The organism is Streptomyces sp. NPDC001880, from assembly GCF_053594575.1.
Genome location: NZ_JBSFET010000025.1, coordinates 1 through 16,212, shown reverse-complemented (window position 1 = coordinate 16,212; position 16,212 = coordinate 1). Strand labels below are relative to the sequence as shown.

Annotated in this window: 14 protein-coding genes and 1 pseudogene; 5 read left to right on the top strand and 10 right to left on the bottom strand. The window is 72.3% G+C overall.

The genetic code is table 11. From position 1 onward, the window contains the following. Positions 1-104: 104 nt before the first annotated feature. A complete protein-coding gene (locus tag ACWCQ6_RS16650; RefSeq protein WP_451089764.1) occupies positions 105-1,571 on the top strand; it encodes a hypothetical protein in 1,467 nt (488 codons plus the stop codon). Here ACWCQ6_RS16650 and ACWCQ6_RS16645 read toward each other — a convergent pair. Genes ACWCQ6_RS16645 through ACWCQ6_RS16635 form a run of 3 tightly spaced genes read right to left on the bottom strand, consistent with a single transcriptional unit; the run spans position 1,531 to position 5,716 of the window. Then, positions 1,531-2,784 (bottom strand): hypothetical protein, encoded by a 1,254-nt coding sequence (locus tag ACWCQ6_RS16645; RefSeq protein ID WP_451089762.1) that lies wholly within the window; start codon positions 2,782-2,784, stop codon positions 1,531-1,533. The two genes, ACWCQ6_RS16650 and ACWCQ6_RS16645, sit on opposite strands and share 41 nt — an antisense overlap. Then, positions 2,781-4,454 (bottom strand): lipopolysaccharide biosynthesis protein, encoded by a 1,674-nt coding sequence (locus ACWCQ6_RS16640; protein ID WP_451089760.1) that lies wholly within the window; start codon positions 4,452-4,454, stop codon positions 2,781-2,783. The genes ACWCQ6_RS16645 and ACWCQ6_RS16640 overlap by 4 nt, the downstream gene beginning before the upstream one ends. Continuing rightward, positions 4,451-5,716, bottom strand: coding sequence for a glycosyltransferase (locus ACWCQ6_RS16635; protein ID WP_451089758.1), 1,266 nt, complete (start codon positions 5,714-5,716; stop codon positions 4,451-4,453). Before ACWCQ6_RS16635 ends, ACWCQ6_RS16640 begins: the two co-directional genes overlap by 4 nt. Positions 5,717-5,929: 213 nt before the next feature. On the opposite strand from ACWCQ6_RS16635, the gene ACWCQ6_RS16630 reads away from it, so the two are divergent. Next, the gene (locus ACWCQ6_RS16630) at positions 5,930-6,370 is read left to right on the top strand and encodes an adenylyltransferase/cytidyltransferase family protein (RefSeq protein WP_403775616.1); all 441 of its coding nucleotides are present in this window, start codon (positions 5,930-5,932) and stop codon (positions 6,368-6,370) included. Here the strand turns inward: ACWCQ6_RS16630 and ACWCQ6_RS16625 are convergent. Both ACWCQ6_RS16625 and ACWCQ6_RS16620 read right to left on the bottom strand, forming a co-directional pair. Continuing rightward, entirely contained in the window at positions 6,345-7,076 is a 732-nt protein-coding gene (locus ACWCQ6_RS16625) for a CDP-alcohol phosphatidyltransferase family protein (protein ID WP_451089756.1), read from the bottom strand. The genes ACWCQ6_RS16630 and ACWCQ6_RS16625 overlap by 26 nt on opposite strands. 109 nt (positions 7,077-7,185) lie before the next feature. Continuing rightward, complete coding sequence (locus ACWCQ6_RS16620; RefSeq protein WP_451089754.1) at positions 7,186-7,881, bottom strand: ribonuclease H family protein; 696 nt, start codon at positions 7,879-7,881, stop codon at positions 7,186-7,188. 131 nt (positions 7,882-8,012) lie between these two features. Here ACWCQ6_RS16620 and ACWCQ6_RS16615 point away from each other — a divergent pair, with 131 nt between their 5' ends. Then, positions 8,013-8,204 (top strand): DUF6381 family protein, encoded by a 192-nt coding sequence (locus ACWCQ6_RS16615; RefSeq protein WP_451089752.1) that lies wholly within the window; start codon positions 8,013-8,015, stop codon positions 8,202-8,204. 274 nt (positions 8,205-8,478) lie between these two features. After that, complete coding sequence (locus tag ACWCQ6_RS16610; RefSeq protein ID WP_451089750.1) at positions 8,479-10,185, top strand: protein kinase domain-containing protein; 1,707 nt, start codon at positions 8,479-8,481, stop codon at positions 10,183-10,185. A 34-nt stretch (positions 10,186-10,219) separates the two neighbouring features. On the opposite strand, the gene ACWCQ6_RS16605 is transcribed toward ACWCQ6_RS16610, so the two are convergent. The 5 genes from ACWCQ6_RS16605 to ACWCQ6_RS16585 all read right to left on the bottom strand — a co-directional run bounded on the left by ACWCQ6_RS16605 (position 10,220) and on the right by ACWCQ6_RS16585 (position 15,528). Beyond that, on the bottom strand, positions 10,220-10,861 hold the full coding sequence (locus ACWCQ6_RS16605; protein ID WP_451089748.1) for a hypothetical protein: 642 nt from the start codon (positions 10,859-10,861) through the stop codon (positions 10,220-10,222). Then, positions 10,858-11,568, bottom strand: a complete 711-nt coding sequence (locus ACWCQ6_RS16600) for a hypothetical protein (RefSeq protein ID WP_451089746.1) — start codon at positions 11,566-11,568, stop codon at positions 10,858-10,860. Before ACWCQ6_RS16600 ends, ACWCQ6_RS16605 begins: the two co-directional genes overlap by 4 nt. Positions 11,569-11,684: 116 nt before the next feature. Next, positions 11,685-12,659: an acetylxylan esterase gene (locus tag ACWCQ6_RS16595; protein ID WP_451089744.1), complete on the bottom strand. Its 975-nt coding sequence runs from the start codon at positions 12,657-12,659 to the stop codon at positions 11,685-11,687. Positions 12,660-13,079: 420 nt separating this feature from the next. Next, positions 13,080-14,285, bottom strand: coding sequence for an FUSC family protein (locus ACWCQ6_RS16590; RefSeq protein ID WP_451089742.1), 1,206 nt, complete (start codon positions 14,283-14,285; stop codon positions 13,080-13,082). A 97-nt stretch (positions 14,286-14,382) separates the two neighbouring features. Then, the gene (locus ACWCQ6_RS16585) at positions 14,383-15,528 is read right to left on the bottom strand and encodes a glycosyltransferase (protein WP_451089740.1); all 1,146 of its coding nucleotides are present in this window, start codon (positions 15,526-15,528) and stop codon (positions 14,383-14,385) included. Between the two features lie 590 nt (positions 15,529-16,118). Between ACWCQ6_RS16585 and ACWCQ6_RS16580 the strand changes: the two are divergent. Then, positions 16,119-16,212 (top strand): annotated as a pseudogene (locus ACWCQ6_RS16580) (MerR family transcriptional regulator); the annotation flags it as partial.

Sequence of the window (16,212 nt, the reverse complement as noted above, 5' to 3'; positions counted from 1 at the left end):
GGGTTCCCCTCGACCTCGGCCAGCCTTCTACAGACTAGTCATCCAAACCCCCCAAGTGGGTTGATTCGTTAGAGTGTTCACCGGTCCACGGGAACGGGGAGCACATGACGTCCGTGCACGAGGCGGCGCCGGCGAAGCCCATGTCGTGGGCGATGCTCTCGCGCGCTCTGGCCGTGCCTCTCATCCTCGCTCTGGTCTGCTTCCTGCCCGCGGTGATCGCCGCGCAGCCGGGTGCGGGCGTCCGGGACACCGCTTACTGGCTCCAGCTGGTGCTGACCTGTTATGCGGGGACCCGGCTCGCGACCATGATCCTCTCCACCCGGCGGCGGCTGCTCCAGGGCGTCTTCTGGATGTTCGTGTACATCGCGATGGGGGTGGCGCCTTTCGCCCAGGCCGTGATCGGGCAGACGCCCACTCCGATGGTCGGGCCGCGATCGGATCTGGTGACGGCCGTCGCGCTGATCCTGGTGGGCTGTGCCGCGTTCGACCTGGGGGCCCTGCTGGCGTCCCGGCGGCCGCTGCGGCAACGGGCCGCAGTGCGTTCCGGGGGCGGTCCGGCCGTCGCGCACCGGGTGCGGCTCAGACTGCTGGTGCTGCTGGCCTTCGCGGCGAGCGGCTACTACATCGTGAAGCTCGGCGGACCCGCCGTCTTCTTCACCAGCCGTCAGGAGATCAGTGCCTCGGTCGCGGCCAGCGGGGTGGGGTCGGGCCGGTCCAATGTGGGTTCGGCCTTCCTCAAGGGCTTCGGGACGGTACCCGCGCTGCTCGCGCTGCTCTTCTTCACCCGCCGTCTTGTGACGTCGCGCAGGGCCCGGCGCTCCCCGTCGACGGTGCTGGCCTGGGCCGGGCTGATCATCCTCAATGTGATCGTCAACAACCCGGTCTCCAACGCCCGTTACTGGTTCCTGACAGTGCTGGTCTCGCTGCTTTTCACCGCGTTCCCGAGCAGCGCTGCGATGTACCGCTCGGTGCTGGCCGCCGGAGTGGTCGGAGCGCTGGTGCTGTTTCCGTACGCGGACCGGTTCCGCTACGACAGCGCCGGGTACCGGCCGGTGGAGTCGTCGTCGGTGTTCGAGCCGCTGGCCACCAAGGACTACGACCAGACGGTGATGTTCGCCAACACCATCACCTGGGTCGACACCCGTGGCCACACCTACGGCCGTCAACTGGCGGGCTCCGCCCTCTTCTTCGTGCCCCGGTCGGTGTGGAGCGGCAAGCCGGAGGACACGGGGGTGCGCGTCGGTCAGTGGATGGGAATGAGCATGACCAACCTGTCGGCGCCGCTGTGGACGGAGCTCTGGGTCGACTTCGGCGCGCCGGGCATGGCCGGTGCCTTCGCGCTGATCGGGTACGCGGCCGCCCGTACCGACCGGCGGTACGCGCGGGCCGTCTCGCGGGACGGCCCTGGACCCGGCAGCGTGCTGGCCGTAACCGTGCCGCTGATCGCCGGGTACACCTTCATCCTGTTGCGCGGACCGCTGTTGCAGGCGGCGGGGAAGCCCGCCGTCGCGGCGCTCTGTCTGCTGCTGGTCACAAGCCTCCGGGCCGAGGGCGGGCGGCGTCCGCACTGAGCGGTGGGCGCTCGACGGCAGTGCGACGCAGCAGCCCGGCCACCCGTGTCCAGGAGGCCACTGCCTTGCACACGGAACCCAGGCACAGCCCCCAGGCGGCACCCTGGACTCCGCCGAGCAGGTAGCCGCCGGTGAGGAAGGCGACCGAGGCGAGCGAGAAGACCACCTGGACACGGAGGGTGGTACGCGGGTCGAGGATGCGCAGGGCCAGCAGTCCGCAGGTACCGACAGCCATCGCCGCGTACTGGCTGCCGGTCGCCGGGAGCAGGGCGGCGGCCGTGGGCCAGGTGTCGCCGAGCAGGTGGCGTCCGACCGGGCCGGGCAGCAGGGCCAGTGCGGTGGCCCAGGCGGCCGCGGCGGCCGCCAGGACGGCTGCGAGCGTCGCCGCGGCCCGTACCCTGCGCCGTTCGTCGGCGAGTCTTCCCAGCAGGGGCGGGCCGAAGCCGGTGGCCGAGGTGTACAGCACGTTCAGCGGCCCGAAGAGGGTGGTCGCACCGCGCAGGGCACCGACCACCAGGGGGCTGCCGATCGCACCGAGCCCGAGCACGGAGAGCTGGCCGGTGGCATTGCCCACCGCGAACTCCACCACGAAGCGCCGCCCCAGATGGCCTCGTCGCAGCAGCACTCCCAGCCGCAGGGGCGTACCGGCCACTTCGCGGTGCAGCAGGGCGGCCGACAGCAGCAGGGCCGGCAGCGCGGACAGCCCCCAGACGGCGACCAGCCGGGCGGCCGGGGCACCGTGTGGCTGCACACCCAGCACGCCCAGCACGCAGACCAGTCGGAGCGCGTCGCCCGCCAGCGCCAGGTGCGGCAGGTGCAGGGTGGAGAAGGCGTACCGCATGGCGTCCTGGCCCAGCACGACCGGCAGGACGAGTCCCAGTGCCGTCAGGGCCTGCGCGGTGGCCCCCGGCAGCGTCGGGCAGACGCCGGCCAGCAGCGCGCCCAGCACCGCCGCCGCGAGCAGCGTGAAGGTGACCGCCGACCGGCAGGCGCCGCGCACCTCCTCGCTCCCGCCGCGCCTCAGCACGAGCGGCTGACCGATGTAGGCGCCCGACACGCCCAGAAGCACCGTGAAGACGAGGTAGACCGCGGAGAACCGGGCGAAGTCGGCCACGGTGGAGAGCCGGGCGGCCGCCACCAGCACCAGGATGTTGGTGAGCGCGGCCACGCCCTGGTCCGCGACCGAGCAGACGATCGCGGTCCGTGCCCTCATCTGTGTCCGGCGGTGGAGTCGAAGGGGCGCAGCCCCAGCGTCTCGGCCGGGTCCCCGGCGTACTCCGGTCCGCCTCCGTCACTTCCCCGGCCCTGCCGCCCGCCGCCCGTGCGGCGCCTGGCCGCCTTCTTGAGGGCCCGGCGCTCGTGGCGGCTGCGGCCGGGGTGCAGCAGGGCGCCGAGCACGGTGCCGCCCGCCGCCCCGATGATCTCCCGGATCCGCTCCAGGTCACTGCGGTGGACCTCGCGCGGGTCGCACACCACCACGACGCCCTCCACCCGGTCGATCAGCGCGACGGCGTCGGCGTACGAGAGCACGGGCGGGGCCAGCACGATGACGACCGCGCCGGGCCGGTCGCCCTCGGCGACGATCACCCCGACGGGTGCCGACGTCAGGGCTCGCGGCACGTTGTCCGTGTGCCGGCCCGCTATCAGGGTGAAGGCGCCCGACCCGGGTACGTCGACGTTCATCCTGCTCTCCGACGGCCAGGCCCGTTCGCCCCGGGTCGCCCAGCGGGGCCGGGGGCCCTGCACCGCCGGTCCCAGGTCCCTGGCCAGCGCGGGGGCACGCAGATCGGCCTCGACCAGGATGACGTCACGCCCCATCTCGGCGAAGGCCGCGGCCAGGTTGGCCGCGGCGGCGGCCGCCCCCGTGCCGTCCCCGCGCGGGGCCGTGACCAGGAGCCTGCGACGCTGGGCGAACGAGGGATCGTAGGCGAGCCGGAAGGCCACCGCGCGGTACTCCTCGGCAAGCCGGCTGCCGCTCCGCCCGATGGCCAGCAGCGTGCCGGCGGACGCCCGCTCCCTGGGCAGGGTGCCGAGCAGGGGCGCGCCGAGCGAACGGACCAGTTCCCTGGTCGAGCGCACGGCAGGGTCGAAGACGAGGCGCACCCACGACAGGAGCAGTCCCAGGGCCAGGCCGACTCCCGCGCCGAGCCCCAGCAGCAGGGGCAGCCCTGCGCCGGTGGGCCCGCTCGGGGCGACGGGCTTCTTCGTCAGGTATCCGGGGGTGGTGTCCAGCGCACGCAACTCGGAGATCTTCCGGCTGAGTTCGGAGATCGCGACCACAAGGTTGGCCCGTGCGCCGGCCACGTCGTCGCTCCCGGCGGCCTGCTCCGTCAGCTGGTCGCGCTGTGCGGTGAGCGGGCTCAGCTGGGCTCGGTAGCCCTCGACCATGTTGGCGATGCTGTTCTCGGTGCGCTGTCTGCGAATCTCCAGATAGGCGTCGGCCAGTGCCTGGGCCCGTTCCTTCGCCAGTTCCGGGGTCCGGCCGGTATAGGAGAAGCGGAGCACGAGGGTGTTCGGCGGGTTGGTGACCTGGAGACCGGAGAGCAGCGGTCCGACCTCCACCCGGTCCCCCTGCCTGGCCAGGGTGGCGACGGCCAGGTTACCCACGGTGTCGCTGACAGCGGTCTGCCGTTCCGAGCCGATGTTGATGCCCTTGTCGGCGGAGGCCCCGGCGGCGAAGGGGTCCGAGGCGGCGGAGCGTACGACGACCTCGCCGGTCGAGGTGTAGCCCTCCTCGCCGCTCAGGGCGAGCCAGCCGCCGCCGAGAAGCCCGACGACCACGCCGCAGGCGAGCAGGGCCCGGTAGCGCAGGAGCTGGCGGAACTGGTCCCTCAGCAGCGCGGGTTCGTCCTGGTCCTCCAGGGTGCGGATCGGCTGGTTCATCGACGTGGTCTCCCTTGTGTGTCCGCAAGGACCTCGGTGAGCAGGGCGTCGAAGCGGGCCAGGCCCGCCTCGCGGCTCAGGTGACGTGCGACGTACTGTGGCCCGTTGGCCCCGAGCGCGTCCGCCCCGGCCGGTGCCTCGATGAGCTTGCGTACGGCCGACAGCAGGGCCGCGGGGTCCTCCGGGGCGACGAGGAGCCCGGCTCCGGACCGTTGGACCTCCTGCGCGGTGCCTCCCCCGGCGGCGACCGAGGCCACCACGGGCCGGCCCGAGACGAAGTAGGAGGTGAGCTTGGACGGGACGCTCATGTCGAGTACGGATGCCCGCTGTGTCACCGCGAGCACATCGGCGGCGGCGAGGATGTCCGTGAACTCGGAAGCGTCGGCCGGGGGCAGGATGTCCAGGTTGCGCAGGCCCGCGGCGCGCTGCAGCAGCGCCTGGCGCTGATTCCCGTCCCCCATGAGCACCACGCGTATCTCCGGGGCGAGCCGGGCCGCGTCGACAAGGACCTCAAGCCCCTGCTTGAGCCCCATGTTCCCGGAGTGCAGGACCACCGGGGTGCCCTCGCTCCAGCCCAGCCGCGCCCGGGTGCCGGCCCGGTCGGCGGAAGGCGCCCGCACATGGGACCAGTTGGGCACGGTGCGGATGCGCCCCGGGTCCACTCCGTACGCGGTGACACGGGGCACGAAGCTCTCGTGGATGACGCCGACGAGGGCCGCGGAGCGCAGCGCGTACCGTTCGGCGGCCGAGGCGGCGGCCGCCGCCCTGCCTCCGCCCCGGATACCGCTCTGCGCGGCGGCGGCGCCCATCAGGTCCTGCACGACCGGTATGTAAGGGACACGGTGGCGGGCGGCCAGCCGGGCACCGATGACGCCCCCGGCGAGGCTGGGAATCTGGGAGACCACCGTGTCCGGCGGGCGCGATGCGGGCGGCGACAGCAGGCCGTGCGCGAGCACCGTCGCCTCGAACGCGGCTCTGCGCAGGGCGGACTGACGGGACGGCACGTAGTGTCTTCGCCGGTGCACGGTGACCCCGGCCCGCGTCTCGGCGACCCGCCACACCCCCCGGTACTCCGGGTCGGTCCGCCAGGAGGGGTAGTGCGGCATTCCGGTCAGTACGTGTGTGTCGGCCCCGGCCGCGGCCCAGTGCTCGGCAAGCTGCGCGGCGTACGGGCCGATGCCCGTCACCTCCGGTGCGTAGTTCGTCGAGACCACCAGCAAGGTGCGGTCCTCGAACGGCTTGTGACACTCGGCATCGGACATGGACGCTCGCCTTCCCCCCGGAACAATCTGTCTTCCCCCCAAGGAACAGCCCCAAATGCGAGCTTATCCGTTCACGTGATGCGCAAGTGGCCTTCACAGTAAGGTCGTTGCACCATCAACTCCGATACCGACATCCCACCGCACCGGATGCCATGTCCGGACAACTGCCGTGTGGGACACCGGCATCGCGTTCACCATGGGGGGAGAGAACGGATGGCGCACAGGGTCGGCTACGCGCCGGGGGTCTACGACCTGTTCCATGTGGGGCACCTCAACATCCTGCGGCATGCCCGCAGTCAGTGCGACTATCTCGTCGCCGGGGTTGTCTCGGACGAGATGGCCGCACTCGCCAAGGGCCACCGGCCGGTGATTCCGCTGCCGGAGCGGCTGGAGATCGTGCGCAGCGTGCGCTACGTGGACGCTGCGTTCGTCGAGACGGTGCCCGACAAGGTCGAGACCTGGCAGCAGGTGAGGTTCGACGTGATCTTCAAGGGGGACGACTGGCGGGACACGGAGCGAGGAAAACGGCTGGAACGCGACTTCGCCGAGGTCGGTGTGGAGGTCGTCTACTTCCCGTACACCGTGCACACGTCCAGCACCCAGCTGCGCCGGGCGCTGGACACACTCGTCAGTCCGCAGTCCGGAGCGCTCTGAGCTCCCTGAACCACTTGGCGAGGAACACCACCAGGAACAGCGCGTGCACCAGCGCCAGGGCCGCGTAGCCGACGCGGAACGCGGCGGGATCGCCGAGGAGCAGAAACACCAGGCAGAACACTCCGTAGTCGGCGGGCAGCAGTAGGACGGCCCGCAGCCGCGACACCGGGGCGGCGGCTCCGGCGTCCGCCGCGGGCCGGGCGGACGCCTTTCCCAGCTGTTCGCGCAGCAGCCCCGCGCAGAAGGTCAGCACGGCCGTGAACAGGAATCCCAGCGGCAGCAGCAGCCAGCCCTCGCCAGGCAGCGAGATGAATCTCCGGAACGAGATCAGCACGGCGGTGTGTACGAGGATCATCTTGGCGCAGTCGACGACATGGTCCAGCCACTCACCGTCCGGGCCGCCCCGACCGGTGAGCCGGGCCAGTTGCCCGTCGGCCGAGTCGAGGGCGAATCCGATGGCGAGACCGGCGTACACCGCGACCGCGAGCCCGGGGGACGGACGGACGAGGGCTACCGATGCGAGTGCAGCGAAGGTGAATGCGGCGCTGACCAAGGTTACTTGATTGGGCGTCATCCCTATTCGGTACGCACCGGCCGCGAGCACCCGACCGGCCGGCCGGTTCACGTACCGCGAGTACAGCGACACCCCTTTGGCCGTCTTCTGCGCGCCGCGCAGCTCGCGCAGTACCGTGCCTGTGCTTCCCATCCCGCCCCCAGCGTGCCGCCGTTGCCGTCGGAGCCGCATCATGGCACGCGGGCCCGGTCCCGCGCGGCCACTCGCCCGCTCCGGTCGGCCACGGCGGGGACAGTGTGTGTCAGGCGGGCAGGGTGCGGCACTCCGGGTGGCCCCAGCCGTTGGGGTTCTTGGCGATCATGTCCTGTGCCGCGTAGGACTTTCCGCAGTGGCAGCGGCCGGCGAACCTGGCCCGGATGGTTCCCCCGGAGCGGGTGGGGCGTGACGCGCCCCCGGCCTTCTTCGTCGCCGTGCCGCTCCGTCGCCCCTCGGTCGCACGGGCCGGGGCGGGCGTCGGCAACTGCGTGGCACCGTGGACGGTTCCGGCCGGCCGCTGGGCCACCGCGGCCTCGCTGGCCGCCTGGTCGGCGAGCGCGTTGAGCGGGTCGCCGTCGACCTGGTGGGCGGGAACGTAGGTGAAGCGCACGGACCGGCCGGTCAGCAGGGCGTCGATGCCGACCACGAGCTCACGATTGGCCACCGGCTTTCCGGCCGAGGTCTTCCAGCCGTTGCGCTTCCACCCCGGCAGCCACTTCGTGACCGCGTTCATCGCGTACTGCGAGTCCATCCGCACCTCGATCGGAACGGACGGGTCCGTCGACTCCAACAGCTCGTGCAGCGCGGTGAGTTCGGCGACATTGTTGGTGGCGGTCCCCAGCGGCCCCGCCTCCCAGCGCTCGGGCCGCCCCTGCGCGTCGGCCACGACCCACGCCCAGGCAGCGGGTCCCGGATTGCCCTTGGACGCCCCGTCACACGCGGCGATGATGCTTTCGTTCATACCCCCGATCATGCCAGCGTCGCAGCACCCCACCGGTGACCGTGACCCTGAGTGACGATTCGAGGTGCGGCGGCCCGACGGCGCTGGTTCTCTGATGGGGCCCGCTCTTCCCAACCGCACAAGGAGCGATGATGAGCATTGCACGTGAATCCGGTGACCGTGCGCAGCAGCTGCGCGACAAGGCCCGGCACATGACGGAGGCCGCCGAGCGCACCACCGACCCTGAGCAGCGCCAGCGGCTCCAGGAGAAGGCCCGGAAGCTTCAGGAGCAGTGCGACCAGATGGGCACCACGGGCGGCGGCAACATCCGCCCGCCCAAGTAGCACCTGGCTCATGCCGACGGCCGATGTCTTGCCGCTCTTCCATGGGTGTGCGGCAAGCCGTCGGCCGCCGTGCGGGACGGCTCCGCCCGAACGACGACGTGTGAGAGGCGGCGGTCGGGTGAGCCCGGATCGGATGGCGAACGCGGTCCGGTGCGGGCGACAACGCGGGAGCGTGCGTGCCAGGGGCGCGGCCGCCCGGTCGGAGGCCACCCGGCGCCCGGAGGCGGTCGGGGTGGGTGCGCACTGCCGCGGACCTGCCCCGTAGTCTTTTTCCATGACCGCTGGGGGGCCTGCGCGCCGTGTGATCGACGACCGTTTCGAGCTGGTGAACAGGCTCGGCAGTGGTGGTATGGGCATGGTGTGGCGGGCCCACGACCTGGCCCTGCACCGCGATGTGGCGCTCAAGGAGGTACGGCCCCCGGATCCGGCGCTCGCCGAGAACGACCCGGAGTCGGCCGGGCTGCTGCGCGAGCGGGTGCTGCGCGAGGCCCGTGCGCTGGCCCGGCTCGACCACCCGGGTGTCGTCACGGTCCATCACATCGTGGACGGCGGCGAGGGTGCGTATCCGTGGATCGTGATGGAGCTGGTGCCCGGCGCCTCGCTCGCGGAGCGCCTGGCAGAGGGGACGCTCACCCCGGCCGAGGCCGCCGGGCTGGGCCGCGGGGTGCTGTCCGCGCTGCGCGCCGCCCATGCCGCCGGAATCCTGCACCGCGACGTCAAGCCCGCCAACGTACTGCTGCGGGCCGACGGGAGCCCGGTGCTCACCGACTTCGGCATCGCGGCGATCCGCGAGTCCACCAGTCTGACGGCGACCGGCTCCATCATCGGTTCCCCCGACTACATGGCGCCCGAGCGCATCCGCGGCAAGGAGGGCGACCCCTCGTCGGACCTGTGGTCGCTCGGCATGATGCTGTACGTCGCCGTGGAGGGCCGGCATCCGCTGCGCAAGGCCACCACGCTGGCGACACTGGCGGCCGTGCTGGACGAGGAGATCCCGCCGCCCCGGCAGGCCGGTCCGCTGGCTCCGGTGCTGCAGGCGCTGCTGACCCGGGACACGGCCGCGCGGCCCGGTCCCGAGGAGCTCGACCGGATGCTGGCCTCGGTGAGCGAGCCGGCGCCGGCACCCGGACCGGGCCGTGCGGCGCCGCAGGACGCCGTATCGCCTCGCCAGGACGCGCCCACCCGGCGGGACGCGGTGCCGGCCGGCTACGGCCAGGCCGGCCCGACCACCGCCCTGCCCACCGCTCCCGTACGGCGTCCGCCCGTCACCGCTCCCCCGCGCGCCCGGCCCGCGACGCTGGGCACCCAGGAGATCCGTCGCCGGGTCAGGCGGGGCCGCGCCGTCGCGATCACCACCGCGCTCGCCGGAACCGCCCTGACCGGCGTCCTGGTGTGGTCGCTGGTGCCCGACTCGAAGACGGAGGGGGACGGCACCACCTCGTCCGCCCCGGACCGGGCCCCGGGCCGGGCCATGGGCAGCCCCTCGGCCGTCGAGGAGGGGGACAGCCCGCAGAAGACCACGGCACCGGCCAAGAATCTGCTGACGCCCTCCGCCACACGGTCCGTCATCGCGGCGCTCAAGCCGGTGATGGGCGGCACCGAGGTCACGTCGTTCACGCTGTACGACGTACACGCGAGCGCCGAGGCCCCGGTCCCGAAGAACAAGGCCCTGTACGACGTCTTCACCTACCGGGACGGCAAGGCCACCCGGGAACGGGCGGGCGGCACCCTCATGTCGGGCGCCAAGTCCGTGGACCTGGAGAAGTTCAACTGGGACGCCCTGCCGGGGCTGATCCGGCGGGCGGACAAGGAGCTCGGCGTCGCCGAGCCCACCAGCCACTACGTGGACATCGACCCGGCCTCCCCGTTCGACGACTACCGGCCGACGCTCAGCGTCTACGTCTCGGACGAGTACGGCGGCGCCTATCTGCGGGCCGACATCAACGGCAAGGTGCTCAAGAAGTACCCGCGCAACGGCTGAGCCCGTGGCGGCCGAGAGGTCGCCCGACGGCCTCTCAGCCCAGCACCCGTACCAGCACCAGCAGTACGGCCGCGATCACCACGCCCGACACCAGCGCGTGGAACCCTGCCGGAACGCCGCCGGCCCGGCGCTTCACCTCGCCCGCGGGCGGGACGAGGTTCTCCGCGCGGGCCAGCCACTCCCGCGGCGGGTTGTTGGGGACGACGACCCGCCAGGGCTGCTCGGGGTCGTACTCGACGACCGCCCTGGACTTGTGCAGCAGCCCCTGCAGGTCGAGGGGGTGTCGGACCTCGATGCGGTATGGGGGCAGTTCGTCGGTCACCACGGTCAGATCGAAGGCGAACACGGACTTCAGGGCCTGCCCGTCGGCGGCCGTCCGGCCGCTCTCCTTGTTCACCGCCCTCACTCCGTTGACCACGGCGGGTGCGAAGGCGCGCGGGCCGCCGGAGCGCAGCCCGGGGGCGGCGACGCCGGACTTCATGTCCTCGGCCGCCCTGCCGTACGCCGTCAGGGCCAGGGCTGTCACGGGGAGCGCGAGCATCAGCAGCCAGCGGGGGCCGTCCACGGCGCCGTGGACGAGTGCGGCCAGCGCGAGACCGGTGCCGATCGCGGACACCACGGTGAACAGTCTGAAGAAGCCGCGCGGAGAGGACGCGGTGGAGGTCGAGGTGGTCATGAGAGGCGCAGCACCTTCCGGCGGGGGATGACGACCCTGGTGTGTGCCGGGTCGTCGGGTCGGTCGGCGTCGTAGAGGGCGAGGACGTCCCGCCCGAGGGCGACGCGTTCCACGACGGCCGGGACCTCGTGGCGCACCCCGGCCGTGTCGTCGAACACCACGGTGACCTCGCCGTACTTGCGGCCCACCGACCGCCAGCCCTCGATCACCGCGTCGGCTGTGGTGTAACGGCGGGTAAGCCGGCGCAGTCCTCCGGCGCGCCGCAGGCTGACTGCCGCGCCCCACCAGGCGGCGAGGCAGCCCACGCCTGCGACGGACCACAGGAAGGTGAGCCATTGGGAGACGGAGAAGTCGCCGAGCGGTAGGAGGATGTGGAAGCTGGTGACGGTGTTCCGCTCGACCTGGCCCTCCGCCAGCGCGTCGTACCAGCCGGCTGCGGCCGCGACGGCCGAGAGTGCGATCACCGCGCCCGGTGCCGCCCGGTGCAGGTACCGGGCGGAGAGCAGGCCGAGGACGACGGCGCAGGCGATTCCGAGCATCGGCGACACTGCCGCGAGCTGGTCACTGGCGCAGCCCCCGGCCGCGTCGCAGGCCCATCTCACCCCCACCGCCTCGTGGCTGGAGATGTGCCACATCATCCAGACCTGCCACACCATCAGCGCGCACGCGATGACGCGCATCGCCTGCGCATAGGCCTTCTGCCGCACTGTTCGCCCTTGTCCTCGCCACGTCACGGGGCATTGACGTACCCCGGTGGAACCTATATGTGCTGTCCACAGCCTGTCCGTGATCCACACCACGCCGACTGCGGCTGCGGCGGGGTTCAGACTGCCCTGTTCAGCGCTTTCGGTAGCCAGCGGAGCTGGGCGGCCTCCTGGAACATGGCACCGCCCTCGTGCCCGTTGAACGGGTAGACCTCGATCTCCTTCTCGCCCGGGTACGCGTTGTGGGCGGCGAAGACCGTGGACGGCGGGCAGACCTGGTCCATCAGTGCGACGGAGAAGAGCGCGGGGGCGCTGCCCCGGGCTGCGAAGGAAACCCCGTCGACGTACGAGAGAGTGCGCAGAACGGTCTCCTCCTTGCCACGGTGCATCTTGAGGTAACGGGCTATCTCCGCGTACGGGTTGGAGTCGGTGAGCGTGACGGCCCGTCCGAAGTGGCAGAGGAACGGGACGTCGACGGCGATGGCGGCCAGGTCGGGGACGAGTGCGCCGACCGCGAGGGTGATGCCGCCGCCCTGGCTTCCGCCGAGGGCGACGGTGCGGGTGGGGTCGGCCAGCGGATGGGAGCGGGCGGCTTCGACGGCGCGTACGGCGTCGGCGTGGACCCGGCGGTAGTAATAGCTCTCCGGGTCCTCGATGCCCCGGGTCATGAAGCCCGCGTGGGAGGGACCGGAGCCGACCGGGTCGGGGGTGTCGCCGACGCTGCCGCCGCTGCCCTGGCCGCGTACGTCCATGATGAAGTGGGCGAAGCCGGCCAGCGGCCACATGCCCCAGCAGTGCGGAAGGCTGCGGCCGCCGTTGTAGCCGTGGAACTGGACGACGAGCGGGAGCGGGCCCTCGGCGTGCGCGGGGGCGCTGAACCAGCCCTTGATGGGGTGGCCGCCGAAGCCGGCGAAGGTGACGTCCCAGGTGCGCAGGCCGGTCAGCCCGGTCTCGACGGGTTCGAAGGAGACCGCGGGATCGTGGGCGCGCGTCTCGGCGAGGGTCTTCGCCCAGAAGGCGTCGAAGTCGTCCGGCTCGTCGATCTGCGGCCGGTAGGCGCGCAGTTCGGGCAGCGGCATGTCGAACAGGGCCATGGAGCTGGTCTCCTCACGGTGGGATTCCGGACAAGTCTGCCGTGCGCCGGTGCGGCATGGAGCGGCGGGTCCGGGTGCTGTCAGGTGCACCCGGCCCCGCCCGTCATGGGGTGGTTCAGTCGGTCAGCTGGACAGCCCCGCGGGCCGGCGGCGCTCTTGGAGTTGTTGGCGATGGAGCCACCCCACTCCGACCAGCCGCGCGCCGGGCAGTCTTGTCGCTGTCGTTGACCACGAAGCCGAGCCCGATGGACGCGGTGGGCTTGCCGGCGAGGCCGAGCGATGCCGACGGCACCGTCACCGTGTAGGGGGTGGTGGTGCCGTCACGGGTGATCCGGGCGGTGGCGCCGGGGGTCGGACCGGCGGACTGGCCGGACGGCGCCCGCTCCGGCAGGGTCCTGGGCTCCGCCGCACGCCCCGCCGTCAGCTCTGCCCGGCTCCCAGCCGACGTGACACGGCGCGCGCCCAGGGATGGCGTTCGTGGAGCTGCGCGGAGCGCCGGTCCAGCTCCTTGCCCAGGCGTTCCGTGCGCTTGTCGATGTCGAGCTCGTCCAGGATCCGGTCGACCTCGGCGAGCAGCGCGCCGTGCAACTGCCACTGCCGGGGGTGTTCCTGGATGTCTTCGAGCAGCAGACCGGCCACCCGGTCCCTGGTCGCGCGGCCGGCGGCGAGTGCCTGTGCCAGCCGGACCTCCGCCTCCTCGGCGTTCTCCGCGAGCGGAGTGGTGATCAGCTCCGAGAAGCTCTCGACGGCACCGGCCATCTGCCCGAACAGCTCCGTCAGCGACTCGGCCACATCGACGGGAAGCAGCTTCTCGTCGGTACGGGCCTTGGCCAGGTCGGTCAGGGTGCGCGAGAGCACCCGCAGCACCACGGCGCAGATCTCCAGGGCGTCCAGGCCGGTGCGCAGCACGACCCGGTACAGCAGTCCCTGCCGGACGCGCGGATTGAGTGTGAGGCTGTCCTCGGCCTGCCGGAGCGAGGCGTCGACCTCCACGATGTCGTGGTCGAGGCGGCGGGCGGCGTGGAGCCGGTCGGCCGCCCGCTCGACGGTGAGGTGACCGCTCACGTCCTGGCCCATCGCACGGAGCATCCGTCCCATTTCGCGGGCCAGGCCGTCGATGGAGGCACCGGCGGGCTGCACCCACACGGGAGGTGCGAGGAGCAGGTTGAACAGCAGCCCCACGCCGGCGCCGATCAGGGTCTCCAGCACCCGGTCCCAGGCGGTGGACGCGACCTGCGAGACGCCCAGCACGAGCATCGCGCTGATCGCCACCTCGGGTACGAACTCGCCGACGCGCACCAGCCGCCCGATGATCAGCGAGGCGAAGATCGTCAGCCCGAGGCTCCACCAGTTCAGGCCCACCAGCGCGCTGAGCGCAGTGGCGATGAGCACCCCGACCACGACCGAGTTCACCCGGCGGATGCCCGTGGTGAGAGTCGCGTAGAGGGTGACCTGCACGACGAGCAGCGCGGTGAGCGGTGCCGTGAGCGGTGCGGGATGCGGCAGGGCCCACACCGCCACGACGTAGGCGATGACCGCGGCCGCCGTGGAACGCAGGGTCTGCGCCCCGACGGGCTCGGTCGTACGCCGGACGAGCTCGATCACGGGTACGGATACTCGGGCCATCTCCTTCCCATGCCCGCCCGTACGCCGCGGAAGCACCTGGGCGAGGCGACACCCACCGTACGGGCGTGCAGGCCGGCGGGCCGGTCGTGGCCCCGGGTCACGGTTCGAGGGCGGCGAGCAGTTCCGCGGCCGTGGCGGTGGTCCGCACCTCGTCGGCCAGGGACTGGGCCCGCACACGGTATGCCGGTTCCTCGAGGACGCGTTCGGCGGCCGCACGGATGCTCCGTACGTCGTCGGGGCTCAGCACCGGCGGCTCGTTCGCCGGGCCGCCGGTCGGGGCGACGGCCGCCCCCGCCCCTGCCTCGGTCGCCAGCCGGGCGTTCTCCGGCTGGTCGGCGAAGAGAGGTACGCAGACCACGGGGACGCCGGCCGCGAGGGCGCCGTAGACCGTCCCCGAGCCGCCGTGGCAGACCACGAGGGAGGCGCTGCGCAGGACGTCCGCCTGCGGCACCCACGGCTCCGCGTGGACATGGGGCGGCAGCGGTCCGAGGTCCGCCGCGTCGATGTGGTGCCCGGTCGTGAGCAGTACGCGCACCGGCAGTACGCTCACCGCCTCCACAACCGCGCGGTACAGGCCGGTCGCGGTCGGCAGGACGCCCGCCTCGGTGCCGAGGGTGACATGGACCAGCGGTTCCTCCGCACCGTCCCACCAGTCCGGCAGCGCCTCCTGCCGGAGGTTCTCGTGGTAGCGGCGGGTCGCGGCGTACGGCGAGGGGTCCAGGGAGGCGGGCAGGCGGGTCAGATAAGGGGCGGCGAGGAGCCGCTCGGCGATGCCGGGGCCGTACGGGTCGAGCACGGGGCCCAGCAGATGGTCGGTGGCCCCGGTGAACCTCGCGGCCGAGACCGCGACCCGGGCATGCGGGACTCCATGGCGCTCGGCGGCGACCACCGAAGCAAACTCGAACGTCTCGTGCAGGACCAGGTCGGGCCGCCAGTCACGGCAGGCCTCCTCCAGCGCGGGAAGCATCGCGGCGGTGCAGAGCCGGCCGAACACCTCCCTGACCGTCATGGCGACTGCGTCCTCCGGGGACAGGGCCAGTCCGCGCTCCATGACCCGCGCGAGTTCCTCCTGGGGCAGCTCCCCACTGATGCGGTACGGCTGTTTCCGGGACGCCAGTAACGCTTCGAGTGCTGGTGGGGCGACGACGAGGACGTCGTCGCCCCGTGCCGTGCACGCGTCGATGAAGGGAACCAGTGGTTGGAAGTGGCCCGAGCCGCGGGTCGAGGCGAAAAGTACACGCATGGGGACGAGCCTAAAGATGTCCGCCCTCGACCCACAGGGCCGCTTTCCGTCTGATTAAGGCGCGTTTCCGGCGTTTGCGCGCCGTGCGTCCGTCAGGCCCGGTCGGTCGCCGGTCGTGCCGGGAGCGGATCTCGCGCGCTGCGGGCCCGGGTGGCGAGCAGGCGGCCAGGACGCCGGGCACCAGCAGCAGTGCGGAGGCGGCGGTGTAGCCGGCGTGGGCGTTCGATCCAGCGCTCAGGAAGGCGTTGAGGACGAGGATCCGGCCCAGATTCTGATGGGTCTGCATCGCGCTGCCGGCGCAGCCCTGCCGACCGGGAGTGACGCCGAAGGTCGCGGAAGGCGCGACGACGGCCGGGAAGCGGACCGGAGCGCCGGGGAAGGGGCCGACTCCCGGGGAGTCGGGGCGCAGCCGGGCCACTGCCCGTACCTCGATCCTCGCGCCGGACGGCCCACTTCGCATCCGGATCACCTCACCGCCGCCCGAGCGGCCCCGCTGCCCGTCCGGCTCGACCGCGCCGGCAGGACGGTGCAGCTGATGGTGCACTTCCCGGCCGAGCGCGAACGCGCTCTCGCGGACGGCACCCACTCCGGCCCTGATCCGGGTGGGCCGCCTCCCCGTGGCCACGGCGCGCGAGGTCCTCTCCCACATCGACGACGACTCCCTGAGCCGGACGATCCGGCTGG

Excerpts from the sequence above, each read along its gene's own strand:
- ACWCQ6_RS16635 (WP_451089758.1), bottom strand. The coding sequence starts at position 5,716 with ATGTCCGATGCCGAGTGTCACAAGCCGTTCGAGGACCGCACCTTGCTG.
- ACWCQ6_RS16640 (WP_451089760.1), bottom strand. The coding sequence starts at position 4,454 with ATGAACCAGCCGATCCGCACCCTGGAGGACCAGGACGAACCCGCGCTG.
- ACWCQ6_RS16590 (WP_451089742.1), bottom strand. The coding sequence starts at position 14,285 with ATGGCCCGAGTATCCGTACCCGTGATCGAGCTCGTCCGGCGTACGACC.
- ACWCQ6_RS16605 (WP_451089748.1), bottom strand. The coding sequence starts at position 10,861 with ATGACCACCTCGACCTCCACCGCGTCCTCTCCGCGCGGCTTCTTCAGA.
- ACWCQ6_RS16645 (WP_451089762.1), bottom strand. The coding sequence starts at position 2,784 with ATGAGGGCACGGACCGCGATCGTCTGCTCGGTCGCGGACCAGGGCGTG.
- ACWCQ6_RS16650 (WP_451089764.1), top strand. The coding sequence starts at position 105 with ATGACGTCCGTGCACGAGGCGGCGCCGGCGAAGCCCATGTCGTGGGCG.
- ACWCQ6_RS16625 (WP_451089756.1), bottom strand. The coding sequence starts at position 7,076 with ATGGGAAGCACAGGCACGGTACTGCGCGAGCTGCGCGGCGCGCAGAAG.
- ACWCQ6_RS16595 (WP_451089744.1), bottom strand. The coding sequence starts at position 12,659 with ATGGCCCTGTTCGACATGCCGCTGCCCGAACTGCGCGCCTACCGGCCG.
- ACWCQ6_RS16585 (WP_451089740.1), bottom strand. The coding sequence starts at position 15,528 with ATGCGTGTACTTTTCGCCTCGACCCGCGGCTCGGGCCACTTCCAACCA.
- ACWCQ6_RS16630 (WP_403775616.1), top strand. The coding sequence starts at position 5,930 with ATGGCGCACAGGGTCGGCTACGCGCCGGGGGTCTACGACCTGTTCCAT.
- ACWCQ6_RS16615 (WP_451089752.1), top strand. The coding sequence starts at position 8,013 with ATGAGCATTGCACGTGAATCCGGTGACCGTGCGCAGCAGCTGCGCGAC.
- ACWCQ6_RS16620 (WP_451089754.1), bottom strand. The coding sequence starts at position 7,881 with ATGAACGAAAGCATCATCGCCGCGTGTGACGGGGCGTCCAAGGGCAAT.
- ACWCQ6_RS16610 (WP_451089750.1), top strand. The coding sequence starts at position 8,479 with ATGACCGCTGGGGGGCCTGCGCGCCGTGTGATCGACGACCGTTTCGAG.